The sequence below is a fragment of the Microtetraspora sp. NBRC 16547 genome, from assembly GCF_030268965.1.
GTDB lineage: Bacteria > Actinomycetota > Actinomycetes > Streptosporangiales > Streptosporangiaceae > Microtetraspora.
Window position 1 is genome coordinate 389778 of sequence record NZ_BSSE01000003.1, and the last position, 20513, is coordinate 410290.

Genomic DNA, 20513 nt, shown 5'->3' on the forward strand with positions numbered 1-20513 from the left:
CGGGCGGGAGCCCCGGACCGCCGCGTGGGGAGGCCACGTGAGCAAGGAGCGAGCCAGGCGCCGGGCGGAGCGCGAGGCCGAGCGGGAACGTCGCGCCGCCGAACACGCGCTCCGCGAGGCGCGGGTGGCCCGGCGGAGGAAGCTGCGTGGACGGCTGACCGCCGTCCTGCCGCGCCGCGTACGCGTGGCCAGGCCGGGCGGCCTCCTCGCCCGCAGGCGCCGCGAGCAGAACGCCGTGCTCGCCGTGCTGTGGCTCCTCACGCAGGTCCTCGCCTGGCTGCTGCTCGACGGCTGGGCGGCCAGGCTCGGCGTGCTCATCTTGTCGATTCTGCTGATCCCGGTGCTCGTCACCGTTGTCTTTGACCGGAGGTCGTGACTGATGTCGCTCGTTTTGCTTCCCGCAGTGGATGTCGCCGACGGCCAGGCGGTTCGCCTGGTGCAGGGTGAGGCGGGAACGGAGACCTCGTACGGCGACCCGCTCGCCGCGGCGCTCGCCTGGCAGGAAGCCGGCGCCGAATGGATCCATCTGGTGGACCTGGACGCCGCGTTCGGCCGCGGCAGCAACCGCGAGCTGCTGGCGTCGGTGGTGGGCGCCCTTGACGTGGATGTGGAGCTGTCCGGAGGGATCCGCGACGACGCCTCTTTGGAGGCCGCCCTGGCCACCGGCTGCCGCCGCGTCAACATCGGCACCGCCGCCCTTGAGGATCCGGCCTGGTGCGCCAAGATCATCGCCGAGCACGGCGACCGCATCGCCGTCGGGCTCGACGTCCGGGGCACCACCCTGGCGGCGCGCGGCTGGACGCAGGAGGGCGGCGACCTGTGGGAGGTGCTCGACCGGCTGGAGTCCGAGGGCTGCCCCCGCTACGTCGTCACCGATGTGACCAAGGACGGCACGCTGCGCGGGCCCAACCTGGACCTGCTCCGCGAGGTCTGCCGCCGCACGGACAAGCCGGTGATCGCCAGTGGCGGTGTGTCGTCGCTGGACGACCTGCGCGCGCTGTCGACCCTCGTCCCCGAGGGCGTCGAGGGCGCCATCGTCGGCAAGGCGCTGTACGCCCAGGCGTTCACCCTGGAGGAGGCTTTGGCAGCCGTGAGCACCCGATGAGCACCAGGATCTTCTCGGGCGGACCGTGGGAGGACCGGTACGGCTACGCCCGCGCCGTGGTCGCCGGGCCCCGGGTGTGGATCTCCGGATGCACCGCTACCGTGGACGGTGAGGTCCGCCACGCCGGCGACGCCTACCAGCAGACGCTCACCGCGATCTCCATCGCACTCGACGCGCTCGGCAAGGCGGGCGGCGGCCTGCAGGACGTCGTCCGCACCCGGATCTTCCTGGTGAACGCCGACGACTTCGACGCCGTCGGCCGGGCACACGGAGAGGTCTTCGGCGTGGTCCGGCCGGCCTGCACGAGCGTCCAGGTGGCCGGTCTGGTCGACCCCAGGATGCTGGTCGAGATCGAGGTCGAGGCGCACCTGGGCGACGGGACGCGCGAGAACCCGAGCGAGGAGGCGCCATGACGGTCGCGGTACGCGTCATCCCCTGCCTGGACGTGGACGCCGGGCGGGTGGTCAAGGGTGTCAACTTCGCGAACCTGCGCGACGCGGGCGACCCGGTCGAGCTGGCCCGCCGGTACGACGCCGAGGGCGCCGACGAGCTGACCTTCCTGGACATCACCGCGTCGTCGGGCGGGCGGGACACCATGCTCGATGTGGTGCGCCGCACGGCCGAGCAGGTCTTCATCCCGCTGACCGTCGGCGGTGGCGTCCGCACGGTCGAGGACGTGGACCGGCTGCTGCGCGCGGGCGCCGACAAGGTGAGCGTCAACACCGCCGCCATCGCGCGGCCCGAGCTGCTGACCGAGCTCTCCCAGCGGTTCGGCGCCCAGTGCATCGTGCTGTCCGTCGACGCGCGCCGCGTCGTCGACGGGCCGCCCACCCCCTCCGGCTTCGAGGTGACCACTCACGGCGGCCGCCGCGGCACCGGCATCGACGCGGTCGAGTGGGCTCGCCGCGGCCAGGATCTCGGCGTGGGGGAGATCCTGCTCAACTCCATGGACGGCGACGGCACCAAGGACGGCTACGACCTGGAGATGCTCCGGGCCGTGCGCGCCGCCGTCACCGTCCCGGTGATCGCCTCGGGTGGCGCGGGGGCGCTGGAGCACTTCCCACCCGCGGTCGAGGCGGGCGCCGACGCCGTGCTCGCGGCGAGCGTCTTCCACTTCGGCGACCTCACGATCGCCGATGTGAAGGACACCCTCCGGGCGGCCGGCCACCCCGTACGCTGACCCGCCGCAGGACCTCGGCCGCTCACCCGGCCGAGGTCCTGCGCAGGTATTCGGGGAAGCTCATCGGCGGGTGCCCGGCGATCTTCTCGACGGTGTCGGTGACCACGTCCAACTCCCCGGCGGCGATGGCGGCGTAGGACGTCACCCATCCCGCCACCTCCCACTCGGGCGCGCCGTACCGGGCCCGGGACGCGTACGCCTCCTCGATCGTCTCGGCGTGGTAGCGGGTCGGCCTCCCGGTGACGCGGGTGATCGCCTCCGCGGCCTCCCCCAGGGTGAGCGCCCGCGGCCCCGTCACGTCGTAGGTCGCGCCTTGATGACCGTGCTCCCGCAGCACGGCGGCCGCCACGTCCGCGATGTCGTCCCGCGCCACCATGGCGACGCGGCCCTGCCCGGCCGGGCCGCGGATGACTCCGTCGTCGTCGGCGAAGTACGGCACCAGGTCCATGTAGAGGTTGTTGCGCAGGAACGTGAACGCGACGCCGCTCTCGCGGATGTGCTGCTCGGTGTGCCAGTGATCGCGGGCGAACGTGAAGGTCGCGTCCGGTGCGGCGCCGAGGAACGAGATATACACGATCCTGGACACGCCCGCGTCGAGCGCCGCGTCCACGGCGGAGGTGTGCAGCGCCACGCGGCCCGCCGTCTCGGTGGCGGAGATCAGCAGCAGCGTCTGCACCTCGTCGAGCGCGGCCCGCATGGCGTCCGTGTCCTCGTACTCCGCGGCGACCGCGTGGGCGCCGGGCAGGTCCGGCGCTCGGGACGTGTCGCGGACGACGAGGCGCTGGTCCACGCCGGCGGCGGCGAGGCGGCGCGTCACGAGCCGTCCGAGCTGACCGGTCGCCCCGGTCACAGCGATGAGATCAGAGGTCATTTGTCCAGTGTCACACCGCCCGCTCGGTGACCGGCGCGTGGACTCGCGGATCACCGGGACCACGTTCGTGCCCCTGGTTCAGAACACCCGGAAATGGTGGAAGGTCTCGTACGCGGCGTCGTGCCCGGCGAAGTCCGCGGCCTCGGAGCGCTTGACGGCGAGGTAGGCCCGGCGCCGCAGGGGACCGAGGGCCTCCATGAGCAGCTCGTCGGCCTCCAGCGCGTCCAGGGCCTCGTCGAGCGATCCCGGCAGCCGGGCGCAGCCGAGGCGGGCCCGCTCCTCGTCGGTGAGCGTCGCCGGGTCGACGTCGACGGCCTCGCCCGGATCGAGCCGCCGCCGGATCCCGTCGAGCCCGGCGCGCAGCACCGCGCCGAGCGAGAGATACGGATTCGCCGTCGAGTCCGACGGCTTGATCTCCAGGTTGGTGGACGCCTCGACGTTCCCGGCCATGGGCGAGCAGATCCGGACCGCCGCCTCCCGGTTGTCCCAGCCGTAACAGCTGTACGCGCTGGCCCACGCCCGTGGGGCCAGCCGCCGGTAGCTGTTGACGCTCGCGCAGGTCAGCGCGACGAGGCCGGGCAGGTGGCGGAGGACGCCGCCGATGAAGTGGCGGGCCGTGTCCGACAGGCCGTCCGGCCCGCCGGCGAAGAGGTTGCGCTGGAGCCCCTCGTCCCACAGGGAGATGTGCAGGTGCGTCCCGTTGCCCGCCTGCGCCGGGATCGGCTTCGGCGCCAGCGAGGCCCACAGTCCCATGCGGAAGGCCACCCCACGCACGGTCTCGCGGTACAGGACGTGGTTGTCGGCCGCCTTCAGGGCGGTGGTGTGCCGGATGGACAGTTCCTGCTGCCCGGCGCCGAGCTCCGGGTAGTAGTGCTCCACCCGCAGCCCCTGCGCGTCGAGGTCGCGCACGAGCCGTATGGCGTAGTCGTGGGCCAGGTCGAACCCCGTGGTGGCGTAGCAAAGGCTGTCGTCGACGGGGACGAGCCGGTCGGGACCGCCGGTCGGGTCGGGCAGCCGCCGGCCGAGCGTGAACTCGGGCTCGAACGCCGCCACGGGGGTGAACCCTTCGTCGCGGAGCGTGGCGATCGTGTCTTTCAGGAAGGAACGCGGGCAGGCCGCCCAGGGGGAGCCGTCCAGATCGCACAGGTCGGACAGCATCGCCGCGGCCCCCGGCGCGTACGGGAGGGTCACGAAGGTCGTGGGGTCGGGAACGATGCGCACCTCGCCCACCGGGCCCATGCCCTCCACCGGTTGCAGGTGGTCCAGCATCGACATGGCCATCATCGCCACCGTGTGCCCGATGCCGGTGGTGATCCGTTCGGCCAGGCGCGCCCGTGCGGCGGCCTTACCCCGGATCACCCCGCCATGGTCGACATAGATGAAGCGGGCCAGCTCGACGTTCTCGACCTCGGCGCGTTCGAGGACGCGCAGTGCCGCGGGTTCGAGCTGCCGCACGTCGGTGACGTTGTGGCGATCCCTCATCATGCCTGCGTAACACGCTGGGCGCCGTCGTGGAAGTGGCGCCGCGCCATCCCGGCCGCATCGTCGGGGCCGGGCGTCAACGGAATGCCGTCACATCACCTCAGAACAGTCGTGAAGAATGTGGCCAATCGGCTGGCACCCGTGTTCACCGTCTCGAAGACACCCTTCACGGCACCTGCGGCGGCGGCTGGCTGGCTATAGAGGTAGAAGACCACGAACGCGATGGCCGCGTACGTAAGAACCTTCTTGACCTGCATTGGGGGGCCTCCTGCAGTCAGTTTCCCGGCAATACATACCCACCGACGCGAATGATCATAACTAGCCCAGAAGCCACGAGGCTCTTCCGGGGGCCTAACTCTTCAGCCAGAAATCAGGGACTCAGCCAGAAAACAGAGACGTGAAGAACGCCGACAGCTGCTCGGCGCCCGTGCCGATGCTGCCGAAGACGCCCTTGACCGCCGCGGCGGCCCCCGCGGGCTGGGTGAACAGGTAGAAGACCACGAAGGCGACAGCGGCGTAGGTCAACAGCTTCTTCACGTTCATCAGAGTTCTGGCGCGACTCTCGCCGTGGCCGGGGAGGCGGCGCCACCCTCCTTTCTTCTCCGATCGCTGGCCCTCATGCTGCCGCATCACGTCGTGACATGTGCGTGTTTCACGAGGAGTGCCCGGTATCGGAGGAAACGGGGTGGCGAAGCCCCGTGTCACACGCCGAGGCGTGCCCTGCGCAGCGCGGCCACGGCGTGCGGGTCGCCCTCGAAGGTCACCCACGCGTGCGCCTGGCGGCCGAAGGCCAGCAGAAGCAGCTCCTGGGCCTCGCCGGAGACCACCACGGCCGGCTCGGCCATGCGGGCCGCGACCTTCTCCCCGTCCGCGCGGCGGAGCACCACGCCGACCGGCGACCTCCGGAAGAACACCCGGGCCATGGTGCGCAGCCGCTTCCACAGCACCTCGTCCAGGCCGGCGGACAGCTCCCTGGGCTCCCAGTCCGGCTGCGCCCTGCGGACGTCCTCGTGGTGGACGAACAGCTCCACCGTGTTGACCAGCTCGTCGGCTCCCGGGATCAGGCCGTACGGCGTCCACCTCGGGGGGCCCTGCCGTACGAGGTCGACCAGCTCGGGGTAGGGGTGCCGGGCCTTGAGCCGATCCTGCACGGACGCGGTGTACGGCGCGAGCGCCTTGACCGCGATGCCGCCCAGGGCGTCCGGGCGGCGCTCGCGGAGCACGAGGTGGGCGGCGAGGTCCGCGGTCGCCCAGCCCTCGCAGAGTGTGGGCGCGGCGGGCCCGAGCTCGTCCAGCAGGTCGCAGAGCGCGGCACGCTCCGCGCGGGTGTGGGTCACGCCCCGAGCCTAACGGACCCCTGGCGGCCCGCATGGATCATCTGCTCCACGCGGAATATTCCGGTCGATCAGGATGATATGGAGTATCTAGGACCAATTACCTGGGAAGGTGTCGGTCCGGGGACGGATCCGGGGTGCCGCGCGGGCGGGTAACGTCTCGGATGCCCGTCCGGGAACAGCCGGATTCGGGCCGGAAAGAGGGTTCGGGCCGGAAGCGGCAGGACCCGGAAGCAGCAGGAGGCGGTCCGGCCGGACCGCGCCGCCACGATCGAGAGGACCGCACGCGTGCCGTCTCAGGTGTCCACCGCCGTCATGCGCCAGGGTCTCAAGGTCATCGGTGTCGCGATCAGAACCGAGCCGCGCGTCTTCACCGCCGCGGTGCTCTCCAGCGCCCTCTACGGCGTGATGACGGTCGCCTCCTCCTGGGCCATGGGCCGGGCCACCGAGCAGGTCGTGCTGCCGGCCTTCCACGAAGGACGGACGAGCGCGGGTGCTCTGACCGCCGCGGCATTACTGATCATCGGGGTCGCCGTGCTCAAGGCCCTCGGCATCATGGGGCGGCGCATCCTGGCCGGGATCATGCAGTACCGCATGCAGGCCGCGTCCCGGCGCGCCGTCACCCGGCAGTACCTGCGGCTGCCGCTCGCCTGGCACCACCGCCATCCGACCGGCCAGCTGCTCTCCAACGCCAGCTCCGACGCCGAGGCCGCGTGGGCGCCGCTCGCGCCGCTGCCGATGGCCGTCGGCGTCATCGTCATGCTGGTGACCGCCGCCGTGGCGATCCTCGTGACGGACCCGATCCTCGCCATCGTCGGTTTCCTGATATTTCCGGCCATCGCCGTGCTCAACCTGATCTACCAGCGCAAGCTGTCGCCCTTGGCGACCCGGGCGCAGCAGCTCCGGGCCGAGGTCAGCGAGATCGCCCATGAGAGCTTCGACGGCGCCCTCGTCGTCAAGACGCTCGGCCGGGAGGACGCCGAGACCGCCAGATTCCAGGCCAAGGCCGAGGAACTGCGCGACGCCAACATCGCGGTCGGCAAGGTGCGCGGGCTGTTCGATCCCCTGCTGGAGGCACTGCCCACCCTCGGCGTGCTCGCCGTCCTCCTCGTCGGCTCCATCCGGCTGCGGAGCGGCGGCGTCGTGGCGGGCGAGCTGATCGAGGTCTCCTACCTGTTCACGCTCCTCGCCTTCCCGATCCGCGCGCTCGGCTGGGTCCTCGCCGAGCTGCCGCGCAGCGTCGTCGGCTGGACCCGGGTCCAGGAGGTGCTCGACGCCTCCGGCTCCATGGAGTACGGCACGGCCCGGCTGGACGGCCACGGCCCCGCCTCGATCGAGGTGAGCGGCGTCACCTACGGCTACGACCCCGAGGCGCCCGTGCTGCGCGAGGTCGGCCTCGACGTCATCCCGGGGAGGACCGTCGCCGTCGTCGGCCCGACCGGAGCGGGCAAGTCCACGCTCACCCAGCTCCTCGCCCGCCTGATCGACCCCGACCGCGGCGCCGTGCGCCTCGACGGGACCGACCTGCGCGAGGCGGCGCGCGGCGCGGTGAGCGACTCGGTCGCGCTCGTCCCCCAGCAGACCTTCCTCTTCGACGACAGCGTGCGCGGCAACATCACGCTCGGCCGCGACATCGCGGACGACGAGGTGTGGGCGTCGCTGCGGCTCGCGCAGGCGGACGGCTTCGTCGCCGCGCTCCCCGAGGGCCTCGACACCCGGGTCGGCGAGCGCGGCGCGACGCTCTCCGGCGGCCAGCGGCAGCGCATCGCGCTCGCCCGCGCGCTCGTGCGCGAGCCGCGCCTGCTCATCCTCGACGACTCGACCTCCAGCGTGGACCCGCAGGTCGAGAAGCGCATCCTGTACGGCCTGCGCGAGGGCTCGTCCAGGTCCACGGTCATCGTGGTGGCCTACCGGATGGCCACCATCGCCATGGCCGACGAGGTCGTCTACCTCGAACACGGAGCGGTGGCCGACCAGGGCACCCATGAGGAGCTGATCGTCCGCTGCGAGGGCTACCGCAACCTCGTCACCGCGTACGAGAGGGAAGAGGCCGAGCGGGCCGCGATCGACAGTGACGAGGAGGTCGTGGCGTGACCGCCGTGACGCAGGAACGAGAGGTCCGGGAGAACGGGGCGCAGGGGCCGGGCGGCGCCATGCGGGCCGCCGAGCGGTCCGCCCTGGAGACCCTACGGCACGGCCTGCGGCTGTCGCCGGAGTTCCGCCGCGGCCTCGGTGGGACCGTGGTCCTCGCCGTGCTCGCCACCCTCGGCAAGGTCATCGTGCCGATCGCGGTCCAGCAGGTCATCGACCGCGGCCTGCGCGGCGGCGCGCCCGACATGGCGTTCATCAGGAACGCGGTCGTCCTGTGCGCCCTGGCCGTGCTGCTGACCGCGCTGGCCGGATATCTCATGAACGTCCGGCTCTACCGGGCCACCGAGTCGGGCCTCGCCACGCTGCGGACCAAGGGGTTCCGGCACGTGCACGACCTGTCCGTGCTGACGCAGAACAGCGAGCGGCGTGGCTCCATGGTCTCCCGGGTGACCGGCGACGTGGATCAGATCAGCACGTTCATGCAGTGGGGCGGGCTGATGATCATCGTCGCCGCCGGGCAGCTCGTGATCGCGACGATCCTCATGGCGGTCTACTCGTGGCAGCTCACGCTCGTGGTGTGGGCCTGCTTCCTGCCGCTGGTCTTCGCACTGCCGCGGTTCCAGCGGCTCGTGGCCGGCAGCTACACCGCCGTGCGCGAGCGGACCGGCGACGTGCTCGCGGCCGTCAGCGAGTCGGTCGTCGGCAGCGCCGTGATCAGGGCGTACGGCTCGGAGGACCGGACCGCCGTGCGCATCGACAGCGCGGTCGACGGCCAGCGCGCGGCGCAGACGCGAGCCCAGAAGATGGTCGGCCTGACCTTCCCCGTCACCGAACTGGTCGCGTCGATCGCCATCGCCGGGGTGGTCGTCCTCGGCGTGCGGCTGGGCCTGGACGGTTCGATCACCGCCGGACGGCTGGTCGCCTTCCTGTTCCTGATCACGCTGTTCATCAGCCCGCTGCAGACCGCGACCGAGGTCCTGAACGAGGCGCAGAACGCGATCGCCGGATGGCGCCGCATCCTCGGCGTCCTCGACTCCCCGGCCGACGTGGCCGACCCCGCGGACGGGGTCACGCTGCCGCGCGGGCCGATCTCGGTCGCGTTCGAGGGAGTCGGCTTCTCCTACCCGGGCGGCGCCCCGGTCCTGCACGACGTCTCGGTGGACATCCCGCCGTCCACCCGCGTGGCCGTGGTCGGGGAGACCGGGTCGGGCAAGACGACATTCGCCAAGCTGCTCACCCGCCTGATGGACCCCGTGTCCGGCCAGGTCCTCGTGGACGGCATCGACCTGCGGGACGTGCGCTTCTCCTCGCTGCGCGAGCGGATCGTCATGGTGCCCCAGGACGGGTTCCTCTTCGACGCGACCCTTGAGGAGAACATCCGCTTCGGCCGGCCGTCCGCCACCACGGAGGAGATCCGGCTGGCGCTGACCGAGCTGGGGCTCGCCGACTGGCTGGACGGGCTGCCCGCCGGCCTGGACACCCCGGTCGGCCAGCGCGGCGAGTCCCTGTCAGCGGGGGAGCGCCAGCTCGTCGCCCTCGCCCGCGCCTACCTCGCCGACCCCGACCTGCTGCTGCTCGACGAGGCCACCTCCGCCGTGGACCCGGCCACCGAGGTACGGCTGGCGCGGGCCCTCGACGGGGTCACCCGGGGCCGCACGGCCGTCTCGATCGCGCACCGCCTCTCGACGGCCGAGGCCGCCGACGAGGTGTTCGTCTTCCAACACGGCCGGATCGTCCAGCGCGGCCCGCACGCCGATCTGGTGAACGAGCCCGGCGTCTACGCCGACCTCTACGCCTCCTGGACCTCCGCCACCCGTTCCTGACCACGTTGACTATGGACAAGGAGTGTCAACGCGGCCCGTCTGCGATCACACCTCGCGCGAAAGGCGGCCAATCTCACGGGGAACGTGGACTCGTTGACGTACGCGATCTGCGCCCGCGAGGAGGTCACGCACGCGGGGGAGGGAGTCCTCCCCATCACGGCGGCCGACATCTTCCAGCCCTGACCGGTCACCGTGTCTGGGGGTCACCACCGGACAGGCGCTGGGCAATATAGATCGGGACGACGGAGACGACGATCAGCGCGGCGGCGACGACGTTCACCACCGGAGCCTGATTGGGCCGGAACAGGTTCTCGAAGATCCAGATCGGCAGGGTCCTGACCCCGGCGCCCGCGGTGAACGTGGTCACGATGATCTCGTCGAAAGACAGCGCGAACGCCAGCAGGCCGCCCGCCAGCAGCGCCGAGCGCATCATCGGGAACGTCACCAGGCGGAACGTGGTGAACGTGTCCGCGCCGAGGTCGGCCGACGCCTCCTCCACGTTCAGGCCCATGCGGCGCAGCCGCGCCAGCACGTTGTTGTAGACGGTCACCACGCAGAACGTCGCGTGCCCGACGATCACGGTGAACAGCCCGAGGGGGATGCCGAGCACCGAATGGAACGTGTTGCTCAGCGCGATGCCGGTCACGATGCCGGGCAGCGCGATCGGTAGCACGATCAGCAGCGACACCGTGTCACGGCCGAAGAACCGGTAGCGCTGCACGGCGAACGCCGCCATCGTCCCCAGAACCAGCGCGATCGCGGTCGCGCCCAGCCCCGCCTGGACCGACGTCCACAGCGCGTCGCGCAGGCCCGTGGACCGCCAGGCCGCGCTCCACCACTGGAGCGTGAACCCCTGGGGAGGCCACCCGAAGGTCCGGTCGGAGTTGAAGGAGTTCAGCAGGACCACGCCGAGTGGCACGTAGATGACGCCGAGGCCGAGGGCCAGCGCCGCCCACAGCGACGCGCGAGCCGTACGGGACAGATTCACCGGGCCTCCTTCGTCGGCAGGTGAATCAGGTCGCCGCGCTTCCTGGTTCGTTCGCTTCGCTCTCTCACAGATTCTCCAGGGCTCCGGTACGGCGGACCGCCGCCAGGTACACCAGCATGATCACGACCGGCACGGTCGCGACGGCCGCGGCGAAGGGCAGGTTGTTCGCCGCGCCGATGTTGTCGTAGACGACGTTGCCGATGAGCTGCGATTTCCCGCCCACGATCTTCACGGTGATGTAGTCGCCCAGCGACAGCGAGAAGGTGAAGATCGAACCCGCCACGACGGCGGGGAAGCTGAGCGGCCACACCACGGTGCGGAACGTCCGCCAGCCCCGCGCGCCCAGGTCACCCGCCGCGTCGAGCAGCGAGGACGGCAGGCGCTCCAACCCGGCGTAGATCGGCAGGATCATGTACGGAAGCCACAGGTACGAGAGCGTCGCGATGGTGGCGCCCAGGCCGTAGCCCCAGCCGAGCACGCCGTCCGCGGACAGCATCACCCGCCACGCGTACGCCTTGACCAGGTAGGACGCCCACAGCGGGGTGAGCACCAGGATCACCAGCCAGCGCTGGGCGCGCGGCGAGGCGAGCTTGGCCATGGCGAACGCCATGGGAAAGGCGACGATCAGGTCGATGAGCGTGACCGCGACCGCCACGCCCAGGGAGCGCAGGGCGATCGTCCGGTACACGTCCCCTGTCACCAGGTCCTGGAAGTTCGCCCAGGTGAACGTCCTGATCAGATCGCCGGTGAACGTGTCGGTCGACCAGAACGCCGTCACGAAGAGTGCGGCGAGCGCGCCCAGGTAGGCGAGTCCCAGCCACGCCAGCGGCGCTGAGAGCAGCAGCGACAGCCGTACCCGCGCGTGGCGGTGCAGGAAGGCGGCCACCCGCGCGCGTGGACCGGTACGGCCGACGGCGGCCGAAGTAGTCATGTGATCTCTCCCAAAACCCTCCACCCGCACCCCGGGCGGCACCGAGCCGCGCCGGGGGCGGGAAGCCGGGGGACGGTCAGCCCTTGATCTCGGTCCAGGCGCGGGTCCACTCCGAGTAGTCCTTGCACGTCACGTCCGTGCGGCCGTCAAGGCACTGGGCGATCGGAGTGGTCCAGAAGTGCACCTTGGAGAAGTACTCCTCGTCGGTGGCGTGGAACGTGTCGCAGAACGAGGCGTCCGAGGTCTTCGCGCACGCCTTCGCGTTGGCCGGGGCCTCGCCGAACCACTCCGCGACCTGCGCGTTCGCGGTGGGGGAGATGATCCAGTCGAGCCACTTGTAGGCGCAGTTCGGGTTCTTGGCCTTGGCCGCGATCATCCAGGTGTCGGACCAGCCGGTGGCGCCCTCCTTGGGCAGGGTCACCTCGACCGGCGCCTTCTCGGCCTTGGCCAGGTTGGCGATCACCTGCCAGGTGGTGCCCACGACGGTGTCGCCGCCCTTGAACGCCTGGATCTCCTTGGTGTAGTCCGACCAGTACTCGCCGATGATCTGCCGCTGCTGCTTGAGCAGGTCCACCGCGGCCTGGAACTGCTTGTCGTCCAGCGCGTACGGGTTCTTGATGCCGAGTTCGGGCTTGGCGGACATCAGGTAGAGGGCCGCGTCGGCGATGTAGATCGGCGAGTCGTACGCCGTCACCTTCCCCTTGTGCGGTGAGGCCGGGTCGAACACCACGCCCCACGAGTCGGGCGCGGGCGTGACCGCGTCGGTCCGCCACATGAGGAGGTTGGCCCCGCGGCCGTGCGGGACGCCGTACGCGACGCCCTTGACCGAGTTCCACGGCTTGAGCTTGAGGCCGTCGAAGACGTCCTTGTAGTTGGGGATGAGGTCGGTGTTGACCGGAGCGGCCGTTCCGGAGGCGATCAGCCGCAGCGAGGCGTCGCCCGAGGCGGACACCGCGTCGTACTCGCCGGTCTTCATCAGGTTGACCATCTCGTCAGAGGTCCCGGCGACCTTGGTGTTGACCTTGCACCCGGTCGCCTTCTCGAACGGGTGGACCCAGTCGACCTTGGGGTCGTTGGAGCCGTCCTCGGCGTATCCGGCCCAGGCGATCAGGTTGACCTGACCCTCGCCGGAACCGAGTGACTTCGCCGCCTCCATCGCGGGCGGGTTGAAGCCGCTCTGGCCCGGCGCGGTCGCGGTGCCGCCGGCGGCACCGGTCGAGGAGCCGCCGCAGGCGGTCAGGGCGGCGAGGGCCAGCGCGGCCGTGACGGCGAGGCCGCGTGTCAGGAACACCGGCCGGGGGGAGGTGGGCCGCATGCTGTCTCTCCTTGCTGTGTGATTACAGGTCGTTGCGCTTGGTGACGGGCGGGGTCGCCGGAAGGATCCGCCGGCGTGGCCGGGGCCCGGCCGGGAAGTGGGTGGGACCGGCTCAGGGCCGGCCGGGAAGTGGCTGGGACCGGCTCGGACGTGGCGGGGACGTGGCGGGGATGTGGCGGGGAAGGCGCTAGGAAGTGATCGCGAACTCGTGGCGGCGCTGCCAGACGAGCCGCACCCGGTGGCCGCGCAGGCCCATCACGTCCATCGACGAGACCTCCTGGTTCTGCTGGAGCGCGATGAGCCGGCCGCCGGCGTCGAGCTCCACGACGAACCGGGTCGCCGGGCCGGCGTACACGACCTCGGAGACCGTGCCCTCGGCGCTGTGCTCGTCGGAGCCCACCGGATCCGGGTCGCCGGAGTCGCCGAGGACCACTCGCAGCTTCTCCGGGCGGACGCTGAACGTGCCGTCCTTGCCGAGCACGGTCCGCGCCGCCGCGCCGGAGATGAGGTTGGAGGTGCCGACGAATCCGGCCACGAACGCGGTCGCGGGCCGCTCGTAGATCTCGGCGGGGGTCCCGACCTGCTCGATCACACCCTGGTTGAACACCGCCACCCGGTCGCTCATCGTGAGCGCCTCCTCCTGGTCGTGGGTCACGAACAGGAACGTGATGCCGACCTCGCGCTGGATGGCCTTCAGCTCGACCTGCATCTCCTCGCGCAGCTTGAGGTCGAGCGCGCCAAGTGGCTCGTCGAGCAGCAGCACGCGCGGCCGGTTGACCAGGGCGCGGGCGAGGGCCACCCGCTGGCGCTGGCCTCCGGAGAGCTGCGCCGGACGGCGCTTCTCGAAGCCGTCGAGCCGGACCGACTTCAGCGCGTCCATGGCGCGCGCCCGCCGCTCAGCCTTGGGGACCTTCTTCACCCGCAGGCCGTACTCGACGTTCTCCAGCACGCTCATGTGCGGGAACAGCGCGTAGTCCTGAAAGACGGTGTTCACGTCCCGTTCGAACGGCGCGAGCCGGGTGACGTCCCGGCCGCCCAGCTCGACGGTTCCGCCGGTGGGGGACTCGAACCCCGCGATCATCCGCAGGACAGTGGTCTTCCCGGAACCGGACGGCCCCAGCATCGCGAAGAACTCGCCGTCGGCGACGTCGAGGTCCACGCCCGCGACCGCGACGATGCTCCCGAAGCTCTTCCGCAGCCCACGCAGGCGCACCGCGTGGTCGGAGGCCGGGATGGTGACGGATGTCACTGCTTGGTGTGGCATGACCGGAAACATATGGGTTTAAATGTTTTTAGTAAAGCGGCTATCCGGTATCACTGTGTTAACTATCAGGCGAACATGATCGAATACAGGAAAGCGGGCAGGTCGGCATGATGGCTGCGGCGCGACACAGGGGACCCGGCGGGCGAGTGACCGACTGGGCGTGGCCGTGAGCGTCGCGCGGCTGGCGGTCTTCTCCCCGGTGGACAGCACCGCGCGGGTCGACCTGGTGGTCCGGCGCCTGACCGACGCGATCGCCCTCGGCCTGGTCGCGGACGGCGAGCAGCTGCCCAGCGAGGTCGAGCTGGCCGGCCGCCTCGGCGTCTCCACCGTGACCGTGCGCGAGGCGCTCATGGCACTGCGGCAGCAGGGGCTGGTCGAGACCCGGCGCGGCAGGGGCGGCGGCAGCTTCGCCCGCGCCCCATCGGAGTTCGACATGACCGAGCGGCTCGGCGCACTCGCCGTGGACGAGCTGCGCGACCTGGGCGACCACTACGCCGCCATCGCCGGGGCCGCCGCCAGGCTCGCGGCGCAGCGGTCGCTGCCCTCCGACATCGCCCCGCTGTGGCGGTCGCTCGACGAGATGGCCGCCGCCGAGTCGAGCGCGCACCTGCGCCGCCTGGACGGCCGCTTCCACATCGAGGTCGCGGCGGCCTCCCAGTCCGCGCGACTCACTCGGGAGGAGATCCGGTTACAGGCCGACATCGGACCGTTGCTGTGGCTTTCGCGCGAGGACCTCGAAGGGCACGATGAGACGGCGGCACAGCACCGCGCCATCGCCGAGGCGATCGGCGCGGGCGACGCCGACCGGGCGCGCACCCTCGCCGAGCGGCACGTGCTCGACGCCACGGACCACCTGATCGAGCTTCGGCTGCGGCTCCGGGAGTAAGACAATGATCACAAGGTCGGACACGGTGCTGTCGGACAGCGCGCCGCCGGGCGCCCGTCCCGCCGCGACTGCCGTGACCGCCACGAGCGCCACGAGCGCCGCGACCGCCGTGTCCGTCGCCGGAGTCCTGGCGCGGGTGCGCGACACCGCCGAGGAGGTCTTCACGGCCCTCGGCGACGTGCGCGCGGCGACCGCGGGCCGGGCCCGTGCCGTACGACGGAACGGGCGCGGGCTGGCCAGCGACGACCTCGCCGCGCTGCGCCCCCTGCTGTTCGGCCATCTCGGCGCCATCATCGCGGGGATCGGGTTCATCGCCGCTCCCGGGCTCCTCGCCGACGCGCCCTGGTATCTGGAGTGGTGGCAGGAGAACCCCACAGGGACGCCGGTGCAGCTCCTGCGCGACCTCGACCCGTCGAGCAGCGCGTTCTACGACTACACCCACTGGGACTGGTACACCGGACCGGAGTCGGGCGTGGAACGCACGATCTGCGGGCCGTACGTCGACTATCTGTGCACCGACGAGTACAGCCTCACCCTGTCGGTGCCGGTGACGCTGGACGGCGTGTTCCTCGGGGTGGCCGCCGCCGACGTCTTCGTACGCCGTTTCCAGGCCGCCGTGGTCCCCGCGCTCAGGGACGTCCCCGTCCCGGCGCTCCTGGTCAACACCCAGGGACGCGTGGTCGCCTCCAACACCGCCCGGTGGATCGCCGGGTCCGTCTACCGGGGGGCCGAGGGCTTCGCCGTGCGCCCGGTGCCGGGCCTGCCGCTGTCGCTCGTCGAGGGCACCGGCCGGTAGACCGTCGCCCGCCTGCGGCAGAATTGGCGCATGGCCCTCGACCCGAAGATCGCCGCGCGGCTCAAGCGCACTCAGGACGGGCTGGTGCCCGCCATCGTCCAGCAGCACGACACCGGAGAGGTGCTGATGCTCGCCTGGATGGACGACAAGGCGCTGCACCGCACGCTCACCACGGGCCGCGCGACGTACTGGTCGCGCAGCCGGGGGGAGTACTGGATCAAGGGCGACACCTCCGGGAACGTCCAGTGGGTGAGGTCGGCGAGCCTCGACTGCGACGGCGACACGATCCTGCTGAAGGTCGACCAGGTGGGCGCCGCCTGCCACACCGGTGACCGCACCTGCTTCGACGCCGGGTTCCTCGACGTCGTCCAGGGACGTGACGACGACGGCGCGGCGGCGCGGGACGGCGACCGGTCATGACGTCGCCCGCAGGCGCCGGAGGCCCCGCCGCCGGGATGCCCGGGGCAGGACTGGCCGCTCCCGCTTCCCGCCCGCGTACGGCACGGAGCTCGCTGGCGGCGTGGCTGATCGGCTGCGCGGCCGGCGCGGGCCTGGTGCTCCTGGCCGCGGGCCGCGAGTGGGCGGTCGTGGACTATGGAGGCGCGGGCGGCGCGCCCGTCCCGGTGAACGGCGGCGACGCCGTCCCCGGCCTGACGCCTCTCGCGCTGGCCGCCCTGGCGGCGGTCCTCGCGGTCTTCGCGACCAGAGGCGTGTGGCGCCGCCTCGTCGGTGTGGTGCTGGCCGTGTGCGGCGCCGCGGTCGCCGCTCTGGCCTGGCCGTCGCGGCTGCCCGCCAGGGCGATCGAGCACGCCGAGAGCATGCGCTCCCTCGCCGGGCAGGCGGCGCACGTCACGGTGTCGGCGTGGCCGTGGGCCGGGGTCGCCGGCGGGGGCGTGCTCGCCGCGGGCGGCGTGGTGGCCGTGCTGCTCGGCGGCGGCTGGCCGGGCATGTCGGGCAAGTACGAGCGCCGGCCGGGCGGCGCGGGTCGCGCCGGGGCCGGCGGGCGGCCGGAACGGCCGGGCCGGCCAGGACGGAAGGTCACGGGCGATCGCGCGTTGTGGGACGCGATCGACGACGGCACCGATCCCACACTCGATCACGATGATCATTCTGGAAATGACAGAAAATAGTGGAAAACCATCACATGACGTGGTGGTTTCCGCCTTTGCGACAACATCACAAGTTGTCCACGAACTGGATAACCAACGAACGTTCGTCTCATATGTCGCTAAGCTTCCCGACCGCAACTCATGACCAATTAGGAGTCATTAAATGAGCTACGGAAACCAGCCGGGCGACACGGGGGGCTACGGGGCCCAGCCGCCTGGTGGCGGGTACGGTCCGCCTCCCGGTGACGGCGGCTATCCGCCGCCCGGCGGTGGGTACCCGCCGCCCGGCGGGTACGGCGGCGCGCCGACCCCGCCGAACAACCACCTCGTGATGGCCATCATCACCACGGTCCTGTGCTGCCTCCCGCTGGGTGTCGTGTCGATCGTCTTCGCGACCCAGGTCAACTCGAAGTGGGCGATGGGTGACTTCCAGGGCGCCATGGCCGCTTCGGAGTCGGCCAAGAAGTGGTGGATCGCATCCATGATCACGGCCGCCGTCCTCCTCGTGCTGTACATCGTTCTCGTCGTCGTGCTGGGCGTGTTCAGCGCCAGCATGAGCAGCTCGTCATACTGAGGGCCATGACGGCGACAACGCGTGAGCGGCGCGGCGCGGACCGGATTCGGTCGGTGCTCGCGCCGCTCGGCGTCGCGGCGGTCACCGGCGCGGCCTTCGCGTTCGTGGGCTCCGTGGACCCCAACCAGCCCGGGCACTACCCGACGTGCCCCTTCCTCTTCCTGACCGGGCTCTACTGTCCCGGCTGCGGCACGCTGCGCGCGATGCACGCGCTCGCCCACGCCGACCCGCTCACGGCCCTCGGGTTCAACCCGCTCGCGATGGCCACCGTCCCGTTCCTGCTGTTCTGGTGGGGGCGCTGGACGCTGCGCTCGTGGCAGGGGCGGCCCGTGCGCACCACCTTGGCGCGGCCCATATATCTGTGGGCCTTCCTCGCCCTCGTGATCGTTTATTGGGTGGTGCGGAACCTCCCATTCGGCCGCGTCCTGGCACCCTGACGACACCCGATGGCCGAGCGGCCCCGGCGAGGCCGATAGCATCGGCAGGGCAAGGTAGCGACAGCAGCGACCGGAGGGACCGCTTCTCGTGAGCGAGCGTAGCGAGCGAACAGGTTTGCGCGGCAGTGTTCACTCATGCGGGCTCCGAGCCGATGGCGAGGAGGGCTCATGAGCGTTCTCGACGAGATCATCGTCGGTGTCCGTGAGGACCTGGAGGCCCGGCAGAAGGCCGTGCCGATCGAGCTTCTCAAAGAGCGCGCCGGACGCGCGCCGGCGGCGAAGGACGCCTACGCCGCGCTCGGCGGCGACAAGGTCTCGGTGATCGCCGAGGTGAAGCGTTCGAGCCCGTCCAAGGGCGCGCTCGCCGCCATCGCCGACCCCGCCGCCCTGGCCGCGGACTACGAGGCCGGCGGCGCGCACGTGATCAGCGTGCTGACCGAGCGGCGCAGGTTCGGCGGCACCCTGGAGGACCTGGCCTCGGTCCGGTCCGCCGTGGACATCCCCATCCTGCGCAAGGACTTCATCGTCACCTCCTACCAGCTTTGGGAGGCCCGGGCGTACGGCGCGGACATCGCGCTGCTGATCGTGGCCGCCCTGGACCAGAACGCGCTGGTCTCGCTCATCGAGCGAGCCGAGTCGATCGGCCTGGCCGCGCTGGTCGAGGTGCACACCGAGGAGGAGCTCGACCGCGCGCTCGCCGCGGGAGCCAAGATCATCGGCGTCAACGCGCGCAACCTCAAGACCCTGGAAGTCGACCGGGACGTCTTCGCAAAGATCGCGCCCAAGATCCCCGAGGGCATCATCAAGATCGCCGAGTCGGGCGTGCGCGGCCCGCACGATCTGCTCGCGTACGCGCGGGCCGGGGCGGACGCGGTGCTGGTCGGCGAGAGCCTGGTCACGGGCAAGGACCCCAGGGCCGCCGTGAACGACCTGGTGACCGCCGGCGCCCACCCATCGTCACGGCAGGAGAGGCAGTCGTGAGTCTGACAGAAGGACCCATCCTCACCGCGGCGGACCTCGCCGGCAACGGCGTCTACGGTGACGACCCGGACGGCAACGGCAAGTTCGGCGTCTTCGGCGGTCGGTTCGTGCCCGAGGCCCTGATCCCGGCGTTGGACGAGGTGGCCGCGGAATACGAGAAGGCCAAGAACGACGAGGAGTTCCTCCGCGAGTTCGACCACCTGCTGCGCACGTACGCGGGCCGGCCGACCACGATCACCGAGGTGCCGAGGTTCGCGACGCACGCGGGCGGCGCCCGGATCATCCTCAAGCGCGAGGACCTCACTCACACCGGCGCTCACAAGATCAACAACGTGCTCGGGCAGGCCCTGCTGACACGGCGCCTGGGCAAGACGCGGGTGATCGCCGAGACCGGGGCGGGCCAGCACGGCGTCGCCACCGCGACCGCCGCCGCGCTGCTCGGCCTGGAATGCGTGATCTACATGGGCGCCGTCGACTGCGAGCGCCAGGCGCTCAACGTCGCGCGGATGAAGCTCCTCGGCGCGACCGTCGTGCCGGTCACCAACGGCAGCCAGACCCTCAAGGACGCCATCAACGAGGCGTTCCGCGACTGGGTCACCAACGTCGACCGCACGCACTACCTGTTCGGCACGGTCGCCGGGCCGCACCCGTTCCCCGAGATCGTCCGCGACTTCGCCCGGATCATCGGCGTCGAGGCCCGCCGCCAGGTGATCGAGCTGACCGGCGCCCTGCCCGACGCGGTGTGCGCGGCGGTCGGCGGCGGTTCCAACGCGATCGGCATCTTCCACGCCTTCATCGGTGACGAGGGGGTCCAGCTCCACGGCTACGAGGCCGGCGGGCACGGGCTGGAGACGGGCGAGCACGCCCTCACCCTCACCGCGGGGTCGGTCGGCGTGCTGCACGGCGCGCGCACCTACGTCCTGCAGGACGAGGAGGGCCAGACGATCGAGTCCCACTCCATCTCGGCCGGCCTCGACTACCCCGGCGTGGGCCCCGAGCACGCCTGGTTGAAGGACTCCGGCCGGGCCGTCTACCACGGCATCACCGACGCCGAGGCGATGGAGGCGTTCGCCCTGCTGGCCCGCACCGAGGGCATCATCCCGGCGATCGAGTCCTCGCACGCCCTCGCCGGCGCGCTGAAGCTCGGGCGTGAGCTCGGCCCCGAGGCCACCATCCTGGTGAACCTCTCCGGCCGCGGCGACAAGGACATGGGCACCGCGATGAAGTACTTCAACCTCTAAGCCGACCAAGCCGACCCTCCAGCGCGGCAGGGAGCCGAGCCGGCGACGGCGGGAGCGGTGAACGGCGGCCCCCACGCAGGGCGAGGTGGATCCGACCCAGACGAA

23 protein-coding genes are annotated in these 20513 nt (G+C 71.3%); 14 read left to right on the top strand and 9 right to left on the bottom strand.

Annotation, left to right across the window (positions count from 1 at the left end; all coding sequences use genetic code 11):
- Window positions 1-37: 37 nt before the first annotated feature.
- The 4 genes from QSK17_RS07085 to hisF are packed head-to-tail and all read left to right on the top strand — an operon-like array spanning window position 38 to window position 2285.
- Complete coding sequence (locus tag QSK17_RS07085; protein WP_285703633.1) at window positions 38-376, top strand: hypothetical protein; 339 nt, start codon at window positions 38-40, stop codon at window positions 374-376.
- Between the two features lie 3 nt (window positions 377-379).
- On the top strand, window positions 380-1105 hold the full coding sequence (gene priA, locus QSK17_RS07090; protein ID WP_285703634.1) for a bifunctional 1-(5-phosphoribosyl)-5-((5-phosphoribosylamino)methylideneamino)imidazole-4-carboxamide isomerase/phosphoribosylanthranilate isomerase PriA: 726 nt from the start codon (window positions 380-382) through the stop codon (window positions 1103-1105).
- Window positions 1102-1518: a RidA family protein gene (locus tag QSK17_RS07095; RefSeq protein WP_285703635.1), complete on the top strand. Its 417-nt coding sequence runs from the start codon at window positions 1102-1104 to the stop codon at window positions 1516-1518. Before priA ends, QSK17_RS07095 begins: the two co-directional genes overlap by 4 nt.
- Window positions 1515-2285: an imidazole glycerol phosphate synthase subunit HisF gene (hisF, locus tag QSK17_RS07100; protein ID WP_285703636.1), complete on the top strand. Its 771-nt coding sequence runs from the start codon at window positions 1515-1517 to the stop codon at window positions 2283-2285. The genes QSK17_RS07095 and hisF overlap by 4 nt, the downstream gene beginning before the upstream one ends.
- A gap of 22 nt (window positions 2286-2307) precedes the next feature.
- On the opposite strand, the gene QSK17_RS07105 is transcribed toward hisF, so the two are convergent.
- The 5 genes from QSK17_RS07105 to QSK17_RS07125 form a co-directional block, all read right to left on the bottom strand.
- Window positions 2308-3156 (bottom strand): SDR family oxidoreductase, encoded by an 849-nt coding sequence (locus QSK17_RS07105; RefSeq protein WP_285703637.1) that lies wholly within the window; start codon window positions 3154-3156, stop codon window positions 2308-2310.
- Window positions 3157-3234: 78 nt separating this feature from the next.
- A complete protein-coding gene (locus QSK17_RS07110; protein ID WP_285703638.1) occupies window positions 3235-4638 on the bottom strand; it encodes a glutamine synthetase family protein in 1404 nt (467 codons plus the stop codon).
- A 95-nt stretch (window positions 4639-4733) separates the two neighbouring features.
- The gene (locus tag QSK17_RS07115) at window positions 4734-4895 is read right to left on the bottom strand and encodes a hypothetical protein (protein WP_285703639.1); all 162 of its coding nucleotides are present in this window, start codon (window positions 4893-4895) and stop codon (window positions 4734-4736) included.
- A gap of 121 nt (window positions 4896-5016) precedes the next feature.
- A complete protein-coding gene (locus QSK17_RS07120; RefSeq protein ID WP_285703736.1) occupies window positions 5017-5175 on the bottom strand; it encodes a hypothetical protein in 159 nt (52 codons plus the stop codon).
- 164 nt (window positions 5176-5339) lie between these two features.
- Complete coding sequence (locus tag QSK17_RS07125) at window positions 5340-5975, bottom strand: TIGR03085 family metal-binding protein (RefSeq protein WP_285703640.1); 636 nt, start codon at window positions 5973-5975, stop codon at window positions 5340-5342.
- A 312-nt stretch (window positions 5976-6287) separates the two neighbouring features.
- Between QSK17_RS07125 and QSK17_RS07130 the strand changes: the two genes are divergently transcribed.
- Together QSK17_RS07130 and QSK17_RS07135 are read left to right on the top strand one after the other, a co-directional pair.
- Complete coding sequence (locus QSK17_RS07130) at window positions 6288-8066, top strand: ABC transporter ATP-binding protein (RefSeq protein ID WP_285703727.1); 1779 nt, start codon at window positions 6288-6290, stop codon at window positions 8064-8066.
- Window positions 8063-9886, top strand: a complete 1824-nt coding sequence (locus QSK17_RS07135; protein ID WP_502889153.1) for an ABC transporter ATP-binding protein — start codon at window positions 8063-8065, stop codon at window positions 9884-9886. The genes QSK17_RS07130 and QSK17_RS07135 overlap by 4 nt, the downstream gene beginning before the upstream one ends.
- Window positions 9887-10073: 187 nt before the next feature.
- Here QSK17_RS07135 and QSK17_RS07140 read toward each other — a convergent pair whose 3' ends face one another.
- From QSK17_RS07140 to QSK17_RS07155, 4 genes are all read right to left on the bottom strand, one after another.
- Entirely contained in the window at window positions 10074-10874 is an 801-nt protein-coding gene (locus QSK17_RS07140) for an ABC transporter permease (RefSeq protein ID WP_285703641.1), read from the bottom strand.
- A gap of 64 nt (window positions 10875-10938) precedes the next feature.
- A complete protein-coding gene (locus tag QSK17_RS07145) occupies window positions 10939-11805 on the bottom strand; it encodes an ABC transporter permease (RefSeq protein WP_285703642.1) in 867 nt (288 codons plus the stop codon).
- A gap of 76 nt (window positions 11806-11881) precedes the next feature.
- Window positions 11882-13120, bottom strand: coding sequence for an ABC transporter substrate-binding protein (locus QSK17_RS07150; protein WP_285703643.1), 1239 nt, complete (start codon window positions 13118-13120; stop codon window positions 11882-11884).
- A 187-nt stretch (window positions 13121-13307) separates the two neighbouring features.
- The gene (locus QSK17_RS07155; protein WP_285703644.1) at window positions 13308-14384 is read right to left on the bottom strand and encodes an ABC transporter ATP-binding protein; all 1077 of its coding nucleotides are present in this window, start codon (window positions 14382-14384) and stop codon (window positions 13308-13310) included.
- Between the two features lie 160 nt (window positions 14385-14544).
- Here QSK17_RS07155 and QSK17_RS07160 point away from each other — a divergent pair, with 160 nt between their 5' ends.
- The 8 genes from QSK17_RS07160 (at window position 14545) to trpB (ending at window position 20408) form a co-directional block, all read left to right on the top strand.
- Window positions 14545-15270, top strand: a complete 726-nt coding sequence (locus tag QSK17_RS07160; RefSeq protein ID WP_285703645.1) for a FadR/GntR family transcriptional regulator — start codon at window positions 14545-14547, stop codon at window positions 15268-15270.
- Between the two features lie 4 nt (window positions 15271-15274).
- Entirely contained in the window at window positions 15275-16066 is a 792-nt protein-coding gene (locus QSK17_RS07165) for a cache domain-containing protein (RefSeq protein WP_285703646.1), read from the top strand.
- A 30-nt stretch (window positions 16067-16096) separates the two neighbouring features.
- Entirely contained in the window at window positions 16097-16486 is a 390-nt protein-coding gene (gene hisI, locus QSK17_RS07170) for a phosphoribosyl-AMP cyclohydrolase (protein ID WP_285703647.1), read from the top strand.
- Window positions 16483-17196, top strand: a complete 714-nt coding sequence (locus tag QSK17_RS07175; protein ID WP_285703648.1) for a TIGR02234 family membrane protein — start codon at window positions 16483-16485, stop codon at window positions 17194-17196. The genes hisI and QSK17_RS07175 overlap by 4 nt, the downstream gene beginning before the upstream one ends.
- Before the next feature lie 142 nt (window positions 17197-17338).
- Window positions 17339-17749 carry a CD225/dispanin family protein gene (locus QSK17_RS07180; RefSeq protein ID WP_285703649.1) on the top strand — a complete coding sequence of 137 codons (411 nt, stop codon included), beginning with the start codon at window positions 17339-17341 and terminating at the stop codon, window positions 17747-17749.
- Between the two features lie 5 nt (window positions 17750-17754).
- Window positions 17755-18186: a DUF2752 domain-containing protein gene (locus tag QSK17_RS07185; RefSeq protein ID WP_285703650.1), complete on the top strand. Its 432-nt coding sequence runs from the start codon at window positions 17755-17757 to the stop codon at window positions 18184-18186.
- Window positions 18187-18354: 168 nt separating this feature from the next.
- The gene (gene trpC, locus QSK17_RS07190) at window positions 18355-19167 is read left to right on the top strand and encodes an indole-3-glycerol phosphate synthase TrpC (RefSeq protein WP_285703651.1); all 813 of its coding nucleotides are present in this window, start codon (window positions 18355-18357) and stop codon (window positions 19165-19167) included.
- 17 nt (window positions 19168-19184) lie between these two features.
- Window positions 19185-20408 carry a tryptophan synthase subunit beta gene (trpB, locus tag QSK17_RS07195; protein ID WP_285703729.1) on the top strand — a complete coding sequence of 408 codons (1224 nt, stop codon included), beginning with the start codon at window positions 19185-19187 and terminating at the stop codon, window positions 20406-20408.
- Window positions 20409-20513: the final 105 nt, after the last annotated feature.